Source organism: Actinoplanes sp. NPDC048988, assembly GCF_043197815.1.
Classification (GTDB): domain Bacteria; phylum Actinomycetota; class Actinomycetes; order Mycobacteriales; family Micromonosporaceae; genus Actinoplanes.
Window position 1 is genome coordinate 473,266 of record NZ_JBICTW010000002.1, and the last position, 14,161, is coordinate 487,426.

The window sequence follows — 14,161 nt, forward strand, 5'->3', positions numbered from 1 at the left end:
GAACTTACTGCGTGAACATTGCCGGACCGAGGCGCGGATCACTCCCCCCGCGCCACCGGCTGCACCTGGCCGACCGCCTGGTTCGGCGCCGAGCAGGCGGTCTGCGGCTGGGCGACGAAGACGGCGGCGGTCTCGTTCGGCGGGTAGACCCGGAAGCCGCGCACCTGGACCGGCTTGCAGGAGGCCGCGTCGACGTTCTGGTAGTCGGCGATCTGGACCGTGGCGTGCACCTTGTCGCCCGGCTCGAGGGTGACCGTCCGCTTCTCGCCCGGCGTCCGGGTGAAGGCGCTGCCGACCTGCTTGCCCTGGTTGCCGGCGACGAACGAGACGCCCGGATATCCGTACAGCGTGCAGGCGAAGCCGGCGGTGTTCGCGAAGACGATGTTCTGGGTGGTGTGCCCGGCCGACCCGCCGCCCTCGTCGGCCACCGCGGTGACCTTGAGGTTCTTGCTGAGACAGGACTTGACGGCGGTCGTCGTGGTCCGTGTCGAGGTGGGCGACGGCGCGACTGCAGTAGTCGTCTCCGACGGCGCGGGCGCCTCGGTTGTGGAGGTCGTCGGACTCGTGGGAGTCGCGGCCGGGGACGCGTTGGACGAGGAGGCGCATCCGCCGGCGGCGAGGACGAGCCCGGCCGCTCCTACCGCAATGATCGTTGTCCGCATGACCCGAGAATCTCCGCGGCCGTTCCCGGGAAAACGGAACGTGATTCTCGAGTCACCGCTGAACCACCTACGGCACGAACACCGCCCGTACGCAATTGTCGTCTTTCTCCTTGAAGATGCGATAGCCCTCGGGCCCCTGGTCAAGCGGCATCACGTGCGTCGCCAGATGCTCGGTGACCAGCTCGTCCTTGGCCATCCGCTCGAGCAGCATCGGGATGTAGCGCTGGCCGTGCATCTGCGCCCCGCGCACGGTCAGGCCCTTGTTCATCAGCGCGCCGAGCGGGAACTTGTCGACGAAGCCGGCGTAGACGCCGAGCACGAAGACCGAGCCGCCCTTGCGGCAGGCGTGAATCGCCTCCCGGACGGCGATCGGCCGGTCCGTCTGCAGGCGCAACTGCTGCTTGATCTGGTCGTACGCGAAATGCGCGCCGGGCGAATGCGCCTCCATGCCGACCGCCTCGATGCACACGTCCGGCCCCCGGCCGCCGCTGCGCTCGCGCAGCTCGCCGGCGACATCGGTGCGCTCATAGTTCAGGGTCTCGGCCCCGGCGTACTTCGCGGCCTGGTCGAGACGGTTGTCCAGGCGGTCGATGACGATGACCCGGTCGGCGCCGAGCAGCGCCGCCGCCCGCGCGGCCATCTGGCCCACCGCGCCGGCGCCCCACACCGCGACCACGTCACCCGGCTTCACCCCGCCCAGGTCGGCGCCCATCCAGCCGGTCGCGGCGGAGTCCGAGGCGAACAGCGCGCGCTCGTCGCTCACCCCGTCGGGCACGGTGAACGCGCCCACGTCGGCGAACGGCACCCGGATGAACTCGGCGTGGCTGCCGGCGTTGCCGCCCATCGCGTGCGAGTAGCCGAAACACCCGCCGGGGGCCTGGCCCCACAGCGTCTCGGTGATCGCCGGATTGGTGTTGCCGTTGTCGCAGAGCGAGAAGAGCTGCTGGTCGCAGTACCAGCAGCTGCCGCAGGCGATGAACGAGGAGACCACCACCCGGTCGCCGACCCGGTGGCGCTTGACGTCCGGGCCCACCTCGACGACCTCACCCAGGAACTCGTGCCCGAGCACGTCGCCCTTCTCCATGAACGGGATGTAGCCGCCGATCAGGTGCAGGTCGGAGCCGCAGGTCACGGTCCGGGCCACCTTGACGATGATGTCGCCCGGGTTACGCAGCTCGGGATCGGGGACGGTTCCCACCGCGAGCTTGTTGACTCCCTGCCACTGCAACGCCTTCACAGCAGTCCTCCCTCACGGCCGTGCTCGGTCACTTTCCGCAGCGGCCGGTTGGCCAGCGTCTTCTCCGTCGTCGGCCGGGACGGCAACAGCACGTCGCCCACCTCCACCAGGGAGCGGGTCTCGCGCAGGGCCCGGCGGACCTCCCCCTCGCTCACCGGGGAGCCGTCCGGGACGCGTACGGAAATCTCCGTCCCTCGATCTCCCGGAGCGTCGGACAGGGTGATCTCGACGCTGTCGGCGAGCTCGCGCAGCCGGGGTGGCACCTCGGAGAGCGGCCGGTTCACCGTCACCACGTGGGTGCGACGTGGTGACGGCTTTCTGGTGGCGATCAGCGCGACGACGGCTGCGATCGGCGCGATGACGAGCAGTGCTTTCACCGTACGGCCCATGATCCGTCCCTTCGTTGGGTCATGGGCCGGATACCGCGGTGAGGCGTCGATAAACTATTCGAGGGCACCCTTGATCTTGTTGACCACATTGGCCACGCCCTGACCGTGCGCGCCCGCGCCGGTGCCGGGCTTGCCCTTGCCCATCGAGCCGTCGTAGGTGACGAACAGCTTCGGGTCCGGCGCCGGGCCCAGCGGCTTGTCGTCGGTCAGCGGCTGCGCGTCCGGCACGTAGATGATCTCGTCCTTGCCGTTGAGCGCCGGACCGCGCGCCCACCGGCCCTCGGCCGCGGTGCTCTCCGGGTCGAAGCTGTAGAACGTGTGGTTGGCCTCCGGGTGCTCGTGCTCGGCGTTGGAGTCCTCGATGCCGTTCTCGGTGAAACCGTCCTCGATGAGCTGCTCGATGCCGAGCAGCCACTGCTGCTGGTGGTAGGTGTCGCGGGCCAGGTTGAATTGCAGCATGTCCTTGACGCCGCGGTCGTCCGTCATGTTGTAGATGCGGCTGGTCTGCAGGCGGCTCTGCGCCTCGGCGGCCACGTTGGACCGGAAGTCGGCCAGCAGGTTGCCGCTGGCCACGATGTAGCCGGCGTTCCACGGCACGCCCTGGCTGTTGGTCGGCATCGGTCCGCCGCCGGTGACGATGGCGTGCTGCGGGTTCTGCCCACCCAGCACGGCCGCGAGCAGCGGGTTGGCGGCGGCCGCCTTCTCGGTGGCCTCCGACGGCGCGCCCTCGAGCAGGCGGGCCAGCATGGTCGTGAGCATCTCGACGTGACCGATCTCCTCGGTCGCGATGTCCATGATCATGTCTTTGTACTTGCCGGGCACCCGGCACGACCAGCCCTGCCACAGGTACTGCATCATCACCGTCATCTCGCCGAACTGGCCACCGACCAGCTCCTGGAGCTTGGCCGCGAAGAACGCGTCCGGCTTCTCCGGCTTGGCCTGGAACTGCAGGTAATCGACGTGCTTGAACATCACGGGCCTCCCTTGCGGTGTCGTGCGGTACGACATCCGGCTACCCGCCGTCCTGGCCCCCGCGGGTCGGCCGCGGCCTCTACGGGCCTTCGATCAAGGGCAATCGAAGCCGCATGGTGGTTGCGATCCCCTTACGACAGCGGGTGGCCCGGGTGGCGCCCTGGTTCGGACCGGCCTTCGTGGCCGCGATCGCCTACGCCGACCCCGGCAACTTCGCGACGAACTTCACCGGCGGCGCGAGCTTCGGCTACCTGCTGGTCTGGGTGATCGTGGCGGCCAACATCATGGCCATGCTGATCCAGTCGCTGTCGGCCAAGCTGGGCCTGGTGACGGGCCGCGACCTGCCCGAATGGTGCCGCGAACGGCTGCCCCGCCCGGTCGCCCGCGGCCTGTGGGTGCAGGCCGAACTGGTCGCCATGGCCACCGACCTGGCCGAGATCATCGGCGGCGCGCTGGCCCTCCACCTGCTGTTCGGCATCCCACTGCCGATCGGCGGCCTGATCACCTGCGCGGCCGCGTTCGCCCTGCTCGAACTGCACAGGCACGGCGTACGCCGCTTCGAGACGGTGATCGGCGCCCTGCTCGGCGTGATCCTGCTCGGCTTCCTCTACAACGCGCTCCGCTCCGGGGTGGACGGCGTCGCCCTGGGCGCCGGCATGATGCCATCGTTCGACGGCCCCGACAGCCTGGTCCTGGCCACGGGCATCCTCGGCGCGACGGTGATGCCACACGTCATCTACCTGCACTCGGCACTGACGAAGTCACGGGCGGCGGCCGCGGTGACACGCCGCCGGGAGGCACTGCGCTACCAGAGGGCGGACACGCTGATCGCGCTCGGCGCGGCCGGGCTGGTCAACCTGGCCATGCTGGTCATAGCGGCCCAGCTCTTCTTCGGCTCCGACGTCGAGTCGTTGGAGGGCATCCACGCGGCGTTCGCCTCGGTGCTGGACGGGCACGCGGCGACGGCGTTCGCGGTCGCGCTGCTGGCCTCCGGCCTCGCGTCCTCCAGCGTCGGAACCTACGCCGGGCAGGTGGTCATGCAGGGCTTCATCGGCCGTACGATCCCCCTGGCGGCCCGCCGCCTGATCACCATGGCGCCGGCGATGGCGGTGCTGATGCTGGGCGCCGACCCGACGAGCGCCCTGGTCTGGTCCCAGGTGGTGCTGTCGTTCGGGGTGCCGTTCGCCCTGGTACCCCTGATCTGGCTGACCCGCCGCCGAGACGTGATGGGCGACCAGGTCAACCACCCCCTCACCACAGCGGCGGCCTCGGCGGCGGCCCTGCTGATCATCGCCCTCAACGCCCTCCTGATCATCAGAACGCTGGGCTGATCTCCCCCGTCGAAGCCGGACCCTCCATCCCGCTCGCCCGCCGTTGAGTTGGCCCCGCCGTTCAACCGCCGTTGTTTGTCCGCGCTGTTGTCCGACCGCGCTGTTGCGCCGCTGTTCTGGCCGCGCCGTCGTCCTGGCCGCCCGTCGTCCTGGCCGCGCCCGTCGTCCTGGCCGCACTGTCGTTCTGGCCGCACTGTCGTCCCGGCCGCGCCGTCGTCCTGGCCGCGTCGTCGTCCTGGCCGCGCCGTCGTTCTGGCCGCGCTGTCGTTGCGATCGCGCTGTTGTTCTGATCGGCTCGGGATGACGCGCGGGCCGCATGCCGCTCGGCCGACCGACGCGGACAGGCTCGGATCACATGCCTTTGCGTGAGCCCGGACAGGACTGCGCGCGAGGCGCATACCTTCGAGGTCAACCACGACGCGGGGGCCGCCTTGGCTCGACCAGGGCGAAAGGGTGCGCGGCGCGAATGCCGCCGACGTGGGTGTGCCTTTGGGCCGGCCAAGGCGGAAGAGCATCCGAGGCAAATACCCCGGCCGGCCGAAGCGAAAGGGCACGCGAGGCAAATTCCCGAGCCGGCCAAGGCGAAAGGGCAAATTCCCGAGCCGGCCAAGGCGAAAGGGCAAATTCCCGAGCCGGCCAAGGCGAAAGGGCAAATTCCCGAGCCGGCCAAGGCGAAAGGGGCACGCGAGGCAAATTTCCGGGTCGGCCACAGTGAAAGGGCATGCGAGGCGAACGCCTCCGGCCGACCAAGGAGGATGGGCGGGGCGGCCGGCACGGGAGGGCTTGGGGTGAATGCCGGTGGATTGACCGGTGTGTGAGGGGGCATGCGGGGCGCATGCCGACTTACAGCAGGCCGGCGCGGCCGGCCAGGGCTGCCGCCTCCGCGCGGCTGGTGACGTGCAGTTTGCGTAGCAGCGTTGCGGTCAGGCGTTTGACGGTTCGCTCGGAGACGTGCAGCTTGACGGCTATGTCGACGGTTGATGCGCCGGCCGCGATCAGCCGCAGCAGGTCACGGTCGTCGTCGGACAGGGTCTCCGGTACGGCGGGCCGGCCGTTCTTCTCGATCATCACGGCGAGCAGCCGTGGCGGCACCACCGCCCAGCCGTCGATCACGGCCAGCAGCGGCTGGAGGATGTCGGCCGGATCGCTGCTCTTGGGCAGGAACCCAGCGGCCCCGGCCCGCAGTGCCGCCAGCGCCAGCTCCGGATCGTCATCGCCCGACATGGCCAGCACCCGCGCCCGCGGGGCAGCCCGGCGCACCGCGTCGATCGCTCGCAACCCACCGGGCGGCGGCATGCGCAGATCCACCAGAACCACATCCGGCACGGCGTGCCGGACCACACTGGCCGCGTACGCCGCGTCGTCCGTAGTCGCCACAACGGTGGCACGCCCGTCACTCACCTCGGGCAGGAGCAGTTCCAGGCCGCGCGCGAAGAGATTGTGGTCATCGACGATCGCCACTCGAATGTTGCGCATGGCGCCCGCTTCCCCCCTCCGGGACAACTCATGCGCCTGATCCGCCGCCGTCACCCCACCAGCCCGACCCGCCCGGGCGACCCTCGCGCCGCCACGTTCCGCCCGGCCGACCCCCGCACGGACAACCCCGGGACTGCCGAAACTAGGACGGCGGATTTCAGGACGGCCAAATCCAGGACAGCCGAACGCCCGGGGGCGGAACCCAAGACGGCCAGTTCCAGGACAGCCGAGCCCGGAACGGCCGAACCCTGGGCGACGGAGATTCGGACGGACAGGTCTGGCGTCAGCGGCTCGACTGGGCCGGGCGGCTTTGCCGGTGGCGTCTCGCTTGCCGGCGTCACCGGTGACACCGGGCCTGTGGTTGCTGCCGGGGGCGGGGATGATCTCGGTCCTGCTGTGGGCTCCGGTGGTGGCGCTGATCCGGGGCTTCTGCTGGCTCGCAGCCTCTGTCATGAGCTGCGGCCGCCGATGGCGACGCTGGCCGCTCTGCTTCGGGCGTTGGAGGAGGCGCCGCCGGAGCCTCGGCGCAGTGAGCTTGCTCGGCTTGCGGCGGAGCATGTGGAGTATGCGGGTGCGGTTCTGCGGGAAGCCGCCGCGACCGCGTGGGGGCGGGAAGGGGACGGGCCGCGGGCGCCGGAGTCGCTGGGGGTGGTTCTGGCGGCTGTTCGGGCCGGGGCTCCGGGATTGTCGGTTTCGGCCAGTCGGGCGGCGCTGGGGTGGCCGGTGCATCCGGCGCACACCCGGCAGATTCTGATCAATCTGGTGGGCAACTCGCTTCGGCACGCGCCGGGGCCGGTGAAGCTCACCGCCTCGGTGCGGGCGCGGCGGCTGCGCCTCGCGGTTGTCGACCGGGGTGGTGCGACGCCGGCCCTGCGTACCGCGCTGCGGCGCCGCACCGCGCCGCCGGATGACCGCGGCCTCGGGCTGTGGGTTGTCCGGCAGCTCGTGGGCTCGTTACGCGGGTCGGTCCGGGCCCGCCGGCTCTTCCCGGCCGGGCTGGCCATGGAGGTCGTCCTGCCGCGGTGGCCCCCGCGGGCCACCGCGCGGCCCCCGTGGGCCGGGCGGCGGGGAAGTCCACTGGCATGAAGCCGGACCTCATGCTGCGAACCCTGGTTCTCGCCCCCTGGCTGGTCGCGCTTGCGGCGTACGAGGGAACCCAGCCCTTAGGCCTTTTCCTTGTGCTCGCCCTCGTTCTGGTCTGGGTCGCGCCGCTGATCCGCGATCGCCAGGTTGTGCAGCAGAAACGCCTCCCCTAGGCAGATCCGGGCGAACTCCGACAGGTCGAGGCTTTCGTCGGGGGAATGCGTTCGCGAGTACGGGTCCTCGGCGCCCGTCACCATGATCACGGCATCCGGGAGCACGGCGCGGAAGTCGGCGATGAACGGGATGGAGCCGCCCAGGCCCATGTCGACCGGGTCGGTGCCGTCCCAGGCGTCGCGCAGCGCGGCGCGGGCCGCGTCGAAGGCCGGGCCGGTCGCGTCCAGGGTGGTCGGCTCGCCCGTGAGTTCCAGCGTGACCGTCAGCTGAGCGCCCCACGGCACGTGCTTCTCCAGGTGGGCGCGGATCGCCTGCCAGGCCGCGCCGGCGTCGTCCCCCGGCGCCACCCGGACGCCGATCTTCGCCTTGGCCACCGGCACCAGGGCGTTGGGCGCGGCGCCGGTCGGCAGGGCGTCGAGGCCGAGCACCGAGATCGAGGGCTTGGTCCAGTTGCGCGCGGCGATGCCGCCGGAGCCGATCAGGTGTACGCCGTCGAGGACCCCGGCCTGCCGGCGGAAACGCTCCTCCGGGTAGTCCAGGGTGGCGTGGTCGTAGCCGCCGAGCCCGTCGACGACAGGGTTGCCGTCGGCGTCGTGCAGGGTGGCGATCAGCCGGGCCAGCGTGGTCAGCGCGTCCGGGGCCGGGCCGCCGTAGATGCCGCTGTGCACCGCCGACTCGAGGGTCCGTACCTCGACGAAGCAGTTGACCTCGCCGCGCAGCGACGTGGTGAGCGCGGGCACGCCGAGGTCCCAGTTGGTCGAGTCGGCGATCACGATGACGTCGGCCCGCAGGTCGTCGAGGTGCTCGCGGAGGATGCCGCGCAGCGAGTGGGAGCCGTACTCCTCCTCGCCCTCGACGAAGACCACCACGCCGACCGGCAGGTCGTCGCCGAAGGCGCGCAACGCGGCGACGTGCGCCATGATGCCCGACTTGTCGTCGGCGGTGCCCCGCCCGTACAACCGGCCGTCGCGCTCCTGCGGCTCGAACGGATCACCGTTCGTCCACAAAGATCGGTCAACGGCCGGCTGTACGTCGTGGTGGGCGTACAACATGACGGTCGGCGCTCCCGGCGGCGCCGCCCGGCGGCCGATCACCGCGGGGCGGCCGCCGCTGCGGACGACCTTCGTGTCGAGGCCGCAGCCGCGGAGAAGGTCAGCGACCGCGTCGGCCGACCGGTCCACCTGGGCGTGGTCGAAGCCGTCGAAGGCGACGCTGGGAATGCGCACCAGCCGTTCGAGGCCGGCCCGGACGCCGGGCATCTCCCGCGCCACGGCGGCGCGGAGTTCCTGTTGGGTCATGGTCATGCCGCGGCTTCATTCCCGCAGGTGGCGAGGCCCTACCCGACTTGCGGACGTGACGCCCAGCTATTTCGGCGGCACCTATCCACTGCCGGATCGTTCCGTCGACCAGGTACGACGTCGGCGCGGACGCGGAACTCGTGGTCGAGCCACACCTCACGGCCGGCGCCGGCGTAACAGTTACCGGCCGTGGAAAACCGGGGGGCGCCGCTCCATGAAGGCGCGCTGCCCTTCCCGCTCGTCGGCGCTGTCGGCGCAGGCTGCGACCATCTCGCGGGCCCGCGCCGCCAGCTCGGGGTGAGCGGTGGCTCGGATCGACGCCTTGGCCGCTCGAACCGACAGCGGGGCGTTGGCCGCGATGGCTTTGACCGTCCGCAGCGCGTCAGCGTTCAATTCCTCGGTCGGAACCAGGCGGTTGACGAAGCCCGCGGCCAGTGCCTCGGCCGCGGTGAACGTGCGGGCGGTGAGCAGCAGATCGGCCGCGTGGGCCGGACCGACCACATGCACGAGCGTTTCGGCCAGTGCCACCGGATAGCCCACCCCCAGCCGCGCCGCCGGAATGCCGAACGTGCTGCCCTCGGCCGCGATCCGCAGATCGGCGCTGAGGGCCAGAGCCATACCGGCACCGAGGCAGTGCCCCCGGATGACGGCGATCAACGGTGTCCGCAGCCCGCTCAGGGTGGCGAACAGCCCCGACAGCGCCTCGTTGAACGCGCGCCGCCCGTCTTCGGAGTCGTGGTGCCCGGCGAACTCGGAGATGTCGGCACCGGCGCAGAAGGTATTGCCCGCCCCCGTCAGCACGATGCTGCGGGCCGCGTCATCGTCGTCGAGCTGCCGCACCGCGGACTCAAGGTCACCCATCAACGCCACCGAGAGAGCGTTACGCCGAGCCGGGTTGTCGATGGTCACCCATCCGGCGCCGTCACGTACGGCGTATTCAATCATCATGCCCCCGTCTTCCTCCGGCCCGTGACCGAAGCCGTGCCATCGCGGTTGAGCCTAGGTGAGCACCGTGGTCCCGGCGTGGATGACCAGCGCACCCGGCGGCGGCCTGCCCTGGCCCCTGCTGGTGGCGTGGACAGCCGCAGCCGTGGTGACAACGACAGTCCTGGCCGCGGCGGCGGTTCGCGTGGTCGCACTGACCCGGCGAACACCGGCCGGCGGCTGGAAGGCGCTGATCCCCGTCCTTCCCGGCTTCGCGGCCGGCGGCGTGTCCCTGCTGGTGATGATGCCCGGAATGATGACGGCCGACGGCTACGGCTATTTCACGGCGCTCGGCTTCCTGTCACCATGGACTCTCGGCCTCAGCGCCACAGCTTGGCTGCGAGGCCGCGCGGCGATGACGGCACTGATCGCCGTGGCGGCGTCCGGGGTGTTGTTCCTGGTCGTCGCCTTCAGCGCGGACCTGCACTCGCTCCTATTTCCCCCACCGGACGAATATCTCCCACTGCACGACTAGTGAAGATGTCGGCGCAGCCGCTCAAGAAGTGCCGTGTCGGCGGCGAGGTCGGGGTGGCTGACCTGACGTTCCAGCTCGACGGCCCGTTCAAGTTCGTTGATCGCTTGGTCAAGCCGACCCTGAGCAAGATGGACCATAGCGATGTTGAATTGGGTAGTCGCCTCGCCGACCCGGTCACCGACTTCCCGCTGAATCGGCAAGGCCTCTTGGCAGTACGCCAGTGCCTGCTGCCGATCGCCCAACCGGTTGTACAAGCTGCCGATGTTGCTGAGGGCAGTGGCTTCGCCCGCCCGGTCACCGACCGCCCTGGCAATGGGAAGGGCCTGCTGGAAGTGCGCTAGGGCCTGCCGTGGATCACCCAGCTCATTGAGCGACAGCCCGATATTACTCAAAGTAGCGGCTTCATTGCCGCTGCTGCCCTTCTGCCGGTACAAGGCCAAGGCTTGTCCATAGTCATTGAGCGCTTGCGAGGCTCGACCGGTTGCGGACCGTGCCCAGCCTCGGCTGTAGAACGCGTCGGCGTCTGGTCCTAGGCGCAGCGTTTCGGTGGTGAGGGCTTCGACCTCGGCGAACCGTGATGTTCGCAGCCAGGTTGCTGCCACTTGGCTGCCGACTTCCCGGGCGATGCTCGCCTCCCGGCCGGCCACCGCCAGCCGATGCACCTCGACCTGATGGGCGACGGTGACCACCGCACCTCGATTCTCTGCCATCTCGGCGCTCCCTGCGAACGAGCCCTTCGATGATCCCGCTCTGATGGGTCAGCAACGCTACAGATTTGGGTGGGGTCGGAAATCCGTCACATGGGCGATACCGGTCTGGGCCGGATGGGACTGTCCTTGGTCCAGCGTCGGTAAGCGGAAAAGGATGGGCAAATGGGTAGCGCCACGGTGGAGGTTTCAGGGGTACGGGCTGCGCAGTCGGCGGCTGAGCTGCGGGCCGCGCTCGTTGCGGAGGCCCGGCCGGGCGATTCCGTGTCGCCTGTGGAGGTTCAGCGGTCGGCGGAGATGGTGATCGCGGTGATCGGGCTCGTGTTCTCCGGGGTGGAGGTGGCCAAGACGCTCGCTGAGTGGTGGCAGGCGCGGCGTAAGGACGATGTCGCTGTCACGATTCTTCTGCCGGACGGTACGCGGATCGAGCTCAAGGACGCTGACCAGGAGCAGTTGGAGATCACGCTCGGGCGGGGATGAGCCGGATGAACACGTACGAGCTGGAGATCTTCGAGCAGACCTCGAGCTACTACGAGCTGAGGCTGTCCAGCGATGACGGTCCGCCGCTGACGCGAGGCTTGGACGGGGCGATCGTCGACGAGCTGATCGCTCTGGTGGAGCGGGACTACAGCCAGGACGCGTACGCGCAAAAGGTGTTCGGCGCTGTTCGGCTCAGCGAGTTGGGTGAGCGTCTCGCGGTCTTTCTCGACGGGGACGAGCGGTGGCTGGCTCCGGTCCTGCTGCACCGGGACGGGGCCGTACTGCGAATCACCGCCGCGCAGCGGCTGCGTCATCTGCCCTGGGAGCTGCTGGCCCAGCAAGGCTCTTTTCTCGCGGTCGCGGGTCGTGCGCCTTTATTGCCCGTACGGGCTGTGGGCGCCAACGCCGCTCCGATAACACCCGGTAATCGGCCGTTGCGGGTGCTGTTCATGGCCACCTCCCCGGAAGGGGTCGAGCCCGTCCTCAACTACGAGGCGGAAGAGACGGCCATTCTGGACGCCACGTCGCGTACGGGAACCGATCTGGTCGTCGAAGAAAGCGGAACCCTGGAAGGGCTTCGTTTCCTGAGCCGCGACTACGGCCCCGACCATTTCGACGTTCTGCATTTGAGCGGGCACGCCACCACCAGCGGTGGGCAGCCGACGTTCGTGGTGGAGAACGAGTTCGGCGGGAGCGTCATGGCCACCGCCGACCAGATCGCCCAGGCGCTGGAAGGCCATTGGCCCCGGCTGGTGTTCGTCTCGGGCTGCCTGACCGGTAGCGCTCCCGGCGGCGGAACCCTTCCGTCGATGAGCGAGAGCCTGGTCAAAGCGGGAGCGCCGGCGGTGCTGGGCTGGGCGCTGCCGGTCGGCGACGTCTCGGCGACCGAGTTCGCCGCCGAGCTGTACCGGTCGCTGGCCGACGGGCAGCCCCTCGATCACGCCGTCGTCGAGGCGCGTCGCCATCTCTACGCGAACAAGCGCGGCAACTGGCATCTGCTGCGCGTCTACGCCGACCGGTCGCCGCTGGCTCCCATGGTCACCCCGCTGCACACCCCGAAAAGGGCACGCTTGCGGGTACGGGCGGCCGACCAGGAGTTCCTGGACCCGCAGACCCAGCTGTCCCGGGTCGCCTCGCGGGCGACGTTCGTCGGCCGGCGCCGCATCATCCAGCGCTGCCTGCGCACGCTCAAGAAACCGGCCGGCGCCGGTACCGCGCAGGCCCTGGTGCTGCAGGGCATGGGCGGTCTCGGCAAGAGCAGCCTCGCCTCGCGGCTGCTGGAGCGCATGCCCACCCACCAACGCGTGGTCTGGTACGGCCGGGTCGACCTGACGAAGTTCCGCGAGCTCACCAACAAGGTCCGCTTCGACACCCTGGAAGCGCAGGCCGAAGCAGCCGAGGTGCTCGACAACGACCGGGTTTCCCTGACGCTTCGCCTCCGTCACCTGCTCGACGCCGACGGCCTGCTCGGCCAGACACCATGCCTGTTCGTCTTCGACGACTTCGAGGACGGCAACCTCGACAAGCGCGGCGCCGACGGCCACGTACTCTCCCCCGACATGGCCGGCATCCTGCCCGCCCTGCTGCAGGCGATCCGCGACACGGGCAGCCCCAGCCGGGTCATCATCACGAGCCGCTACCGCTTCCCCACACCGGCCGGAACCACAGTCGTCGTCGAATCCCTGGAAACCCTCACGCCCGTCGAGCAGGCCAAGAAGATCGCGAACCTCCGAAACCTGCGCCTGGACTCAACCCTCGACCCCGGCATCCGAGACCGAGCGATCGACGCCGCGGCCGGCAACCCCCGCCTGCTCGACTGGCTCGACCTGATCGTCACCGACACCGCCCTCGACGTCGACGCCCTGCTCACGGCCATCGAAAACGAGGCCGACCGTTTCCGCCGCGAAACGATCCTCGCCACCAACCTGCTCGACTCGCAGCCCCTGGACCTGCGAAAAATGCTCGCCAAAGTCAACGTCGTAGAACTGCCCGTTCCGGTGGAGACGGTCCACGCCCTACACGACCACGAGGACGCCGCCAGCCACATCGAACGCGCCGCCCAATTGGGCCTGATCGAGGAGGGCACCGACCCCGAAACGGGTCAGCCCCGCTACTACGTCTCGAACGTCCTACGCCCGCTGATCCGTCCCTTGCTCACCGACGACGAGTACACCCAGGCGTGCGCAGCCGCCGCCCGGTCCCTGTATGAACTGTGGATCACAGGCCCCGAGGCGACGTCATGACGTCAATCCAGCAAGCGATCGAGGTCCACCGGCTCGCGGTGGCCGGCCAGCAACTCGACATCGCCAGTGACGTCGGCGCCCGACTGGCCCACGTATGGCTACGCACCTCACGCTTCGCCGATGTCGAAACCCTGGCGACATCGACGTTGAGTTTGGGCACAGACGCCAGGGCCCTCTTCAGCCGGGGTCGGGCACGCCTAGTCACCGGCCAGCCCCGACAGGCGCTCGACGACTTCGAGAAGGCCTTAGCCCTGGATCAGTTAGCGGGTGACAAGGCCAACGAAGCTGCCACTCTTAACAGCATCGGCACCGTGTACAGCGCCCTTGGCGACCAACAGCAGGCCCTGACCTATTTCGAGCGAGTCCTACCCCTCGCACGAGAGGCCGGTGGCCGCGTCAGCGAAGCGGCCATTCTCAACAACATCGGCCACGTCCACGACGCGTTGGGCGACCAGGAGCAAGCTTTGACCTACTACCAACAAGCCCTACCTATCACACGGGAGGTCGGCAACCGCGCCGGCGAAGCCACCACCCTCAACAACATCGGCCACGCCCACGACGCGTTGGGCGACCAGGAGCAAGCTTTGACCTACTACCAACAAGCCCTACCTATCACACGGGAGGTCGGCAACCGCGCCGGCGAAGCCACC

The 14,161-nt window shown here is 69.5% G+C and carries 14 protein-coding genes; 6 read left to right on the top strand and 8 right to left on the bottom strand.

Going from position 1 to position 14,161, the window contains the following annotated elements; all coding sequences use genetic code 11:
* Positions 1-38 precede the first annotated feature (38 nt).
* The 4 genes from ACGFJ7_RS09260 to ACGFJ7_RS09275 form a co-directional block, all read right to left on the bottom strand.
* Positions 39-662: a DUF4232 domain-containing protein gene (locus ACGFJ7_RS09260; protein ID WP_392641727.1), complete on the bottom strand. Its 624-nt coding sequence runs from the start codon at positions 660-662 to the stop codon at positions 39-41.
* A gap of 67 nt (positions 663-729) precedes the next feature.
* On the bottom strand, positions 730-1,899 hold the full coding sequence (locus ACGFJ7_RS09265) for a zinc-dependent alcohol dehydrogenase (RefSeq protein WP_360244936.1): 1,170 nt from the start codon (positions 1,897-1,899) through the stop codon (positions 730-732).
* Positions 1,896-2,288 carry a hypothetical protein gene (locus ACGFJ7_RS09270; protein WP_360244939.1) on the bottom strand — a complete coding sequence of 131 codons (393 nt, stop codon included), beginning with the start codon at positions 2,286-2,288 and terminating at the stop codon, positions 1,896-1,898. Before ACGFJ7_RS09270 ends, ACGFJ7_RS09265 begins: the two co-directional genes overlap by 4 nt.
* A 54-nt stretch (positions 2,289-2,342) precedes the next feature.
* Positions 2,343-3,260: a manganese catalase family protein gene (locus tag ACGFJ7_RS09275; protein ID WP_360244942.1), complete on the bottom strand. Its 918-nt coding sequence runs from the start codon at positions 3,258-3,260 to the stop codon at positions 2,343-2,345.
* 113 nt (positions 3,261-3,373) lie between these two features.
* On the opposite strand from ACGFJ7_RS09275, the gene ACGFJ7_RS09280 reads away from it, so the two are divergent.
* Entirely contained in the window at positions 3,374-4,591 is a 1,218-nt protein-coding gene (locus ACGFJ7_RS09280; protein WP_360244945.1) for an Nramp family divalent metal transporter, read from the top strand.
* 843 nt (positions 4,592-5,434) lie between these two features.
* Here ACGFJ7_RS09280 and ACGFJ7_RS09285 read toward each other — a convergent pair.
* Positions 5,435-6,067 carry a response regulator transcription factor gene (locus tag ACGFJ7_RS09285; RefSeq protein WP_360244948.1) on the bottom strand — a complete coding sequence of 211 codons (633 nt, stop codon included), beginning with the start codon at positions 6,065-6,067 and terminating at the stop codon, positions 5,435-5,437.
* A 723-nt stretch (positions 6,068-6,790) separates the two neighbouring features.
* On the opposite strand from ACGFJ7_RS09285, the gene ACGFJ7_RS09290 reads away from it, so the two are divergent.
* On the top strand, positions 6,791-7,153 hold the full coding sequence (locus tag ACGFJ7_RS09290; RefSeq protein ID WP_392641730.1) for an ATP-binding protein: 363 nt from the start codon (positions 6,791-6,793) through the stop codon (positions 7,151-7,153).
* Positions 7,154-7,230: 77 nt separating this feature from the next.
* Here ACGFJ7_RS09290 and ACGFJ7_RS09295 read toward each other — a convergent pair whose 3' ends face one another.
* A complete protein-coding gene (locus ACGFJ7_RS09295; RefSeq protein WP_392641982.1) occupies positions 7,231-8,622 on the bottom strand; it encodes a dipeptidase in 1,392 nt (463 codons plus the stop codon).
* Positions 8,623-8,802: 180 nt separating this feature from the next.
* Positions 8,803-9,570, bottom strand: a complete 768-nt coding sequence (locus ACGFJ7_RS09300) for an enoyl-CoA hydratase-related protein (protein WP_392641732.1) — start codon at positions 9,568-9,570, stop codon at positions 8,803-8,805.
* Between the two features lie 55 nt (positions 9,571-9,625).
* Here ACGFJ7_RS09300 and ACGFJ7_RS09305 point away from each other — a divergent pair, with 55 nt between their 5' ends.
* Positions 9,626-10,081 carry a hypothetical protein gene (locus ACGFJ7_RS09305; protein WP_392641734.1) on the top strand — a complete coding sequence of 152 codons (456 nt, stop codon included), beginning with the start codon at positions 9,626-9,628 and terminating at the stop codon, positions 10,079-10,081.
* Here the strand turns inward: ACGFJ7_RS09305 and ACGFJ7_RS09310 are convergent.
* Positions 10,078-10,791: a tetratricopeptide repeat protein gene (locus ACGFJ7_RS09310; protein WP_392641736.1), complete on the bottom strand. Its 714-nt coding sequence runs from the start codon at positions 10,789-10,791 to the stop codon at positions 10,078-10,080. The two genes, ACGFJ7_RS09305 and ACGFJ7_RS09310, sit on opposite strands and share 4 nt — an antisense overlap.
* A gap of 162 nt (positions 10,792-10,953) precedes the next feature.
* Here ACGFJ7_RS09310 and ACGFJ7_RS09315 point away from each other — a divergent pair, with 162 nt between their 5' ends.
* The 3 genes from ACGFJ7_RS09315 to ACGFJ7_RS09325 all read left to right on the top strand — a co-directional run.
* Positions 10,954-11,268, top strand: a complete 315-nt coding sequence (locus tag ACGFJ7_RS09315) for a hypothetical protein (RefSeq protein WP_360244966.1) — start codon at positions 10,954-10,956, stop codon at positions 11,266-11,268.
* A 5-nt stretch (positions 11,269-11,273) separates the two neighbouring features.
* The gene (locus ACGFJ7_RS09320) at positions 11,274-13,511 is read left to right on the top strand and encodes a CHAT domain-containing protein (protein WP_392641738.1); all 2,238 of its coding nucleotides are present in this window, start codon (positions 11,274-11,276) and stop codon (positions 13,509-13,511) included.
* Positions 13,508-14,161: tetratricopeptide repeat protein (locus tag ACGFJ7_RS09325; protein ID WP_392641740.1), on the top strand; the 654-nt coding region annotated here is incomplete at its 3' end. The genes ACGFJ7_RS09320 and ACGFJ7_RS09325, both read left to right, overlap by 4 nt.

What these genes read in the sequence shown, in the direction of transcription:
- ACGFJ7_RS09300 (WP_392641732.1), bottom strand. Translation starts at nt 9,570, where the DNA reads ATGATGATTGAATACGCCGTACGTGACGGCGCCGGATGGGTGACCATC.
- ACGFJ7_RS09275 (WP_360244942.1), bottom strand. Translation starts at nt 3,260, where the DNA reads ATGTTCAAGCACGTCGATTACCTGCAGTTCCAGGCCAAGCCGGAGAAG.
- ACGFJ7_RS09320 (WP_392641738.1), top strand. Translation starts at nt 11,274, where the DNA reads ATGAACACGTACGAGCTGGAGATCTTCGAGCAGACCTCGAGCTACTAC.
- ACGFJ7_RS09270 (WP_360244939.1), bottom strand. Translation starts at nt 2,288, where the DNA reads ATGGGCCGTACGGTGAAAGCACTGCTCGTCATCGCGCCGATCGCAGCC.
- ACGFJ7_RS09310 (WP_392641736.1), bottom strand. Translation starts at nt 10,791, where the DNA reads ATGGCAGAGAATCGAGGTGCGGTGGTCACCGTCGCCCATCAGGTCGAG.
- ACGFJ7_RS09280 (WP_360244945.1), top strand. Translation starts at nt 3,374, where the DNA reads ATGGTGGTTGCGATCCCCTTACGACAGCGGGTGGCCCGGGTGGCGCCC.
- ACGFJ7_RS09315 (WP_360244966.1), top strand. Translation starts at nt 10,954, where the DNA reads ATGGGTAGCGCCACGGTGGAGGTTTCAGGGGTACGGGCTGCGCAGTCG.
- ACGFJ7_RS09295 (WP_392641982.1), bottom strand. Translation starts at nt 8,622, where the DNA reads ATGACCCAACAGGAACTCCGCGCCGCCGTGGCGCGGGAGATGCCCGGC.
- ACGFJ7_RS09260 (WP_392641727.1), bottom strand. Translation starts at nt 662, where the DNA reads ATGCGGACAACGATCATTGCGGTAGGAGCGGCCGGGCTCGTCCTCGCC.
- ACGFJ7_RS09285 (WP_360244948.1), bottom strand. Translation starts at nt 6,067, where the DNA reads ATGCGCAACATTCGAGTGGCGATCGTCGATGACCACAATCTCTTCGCG.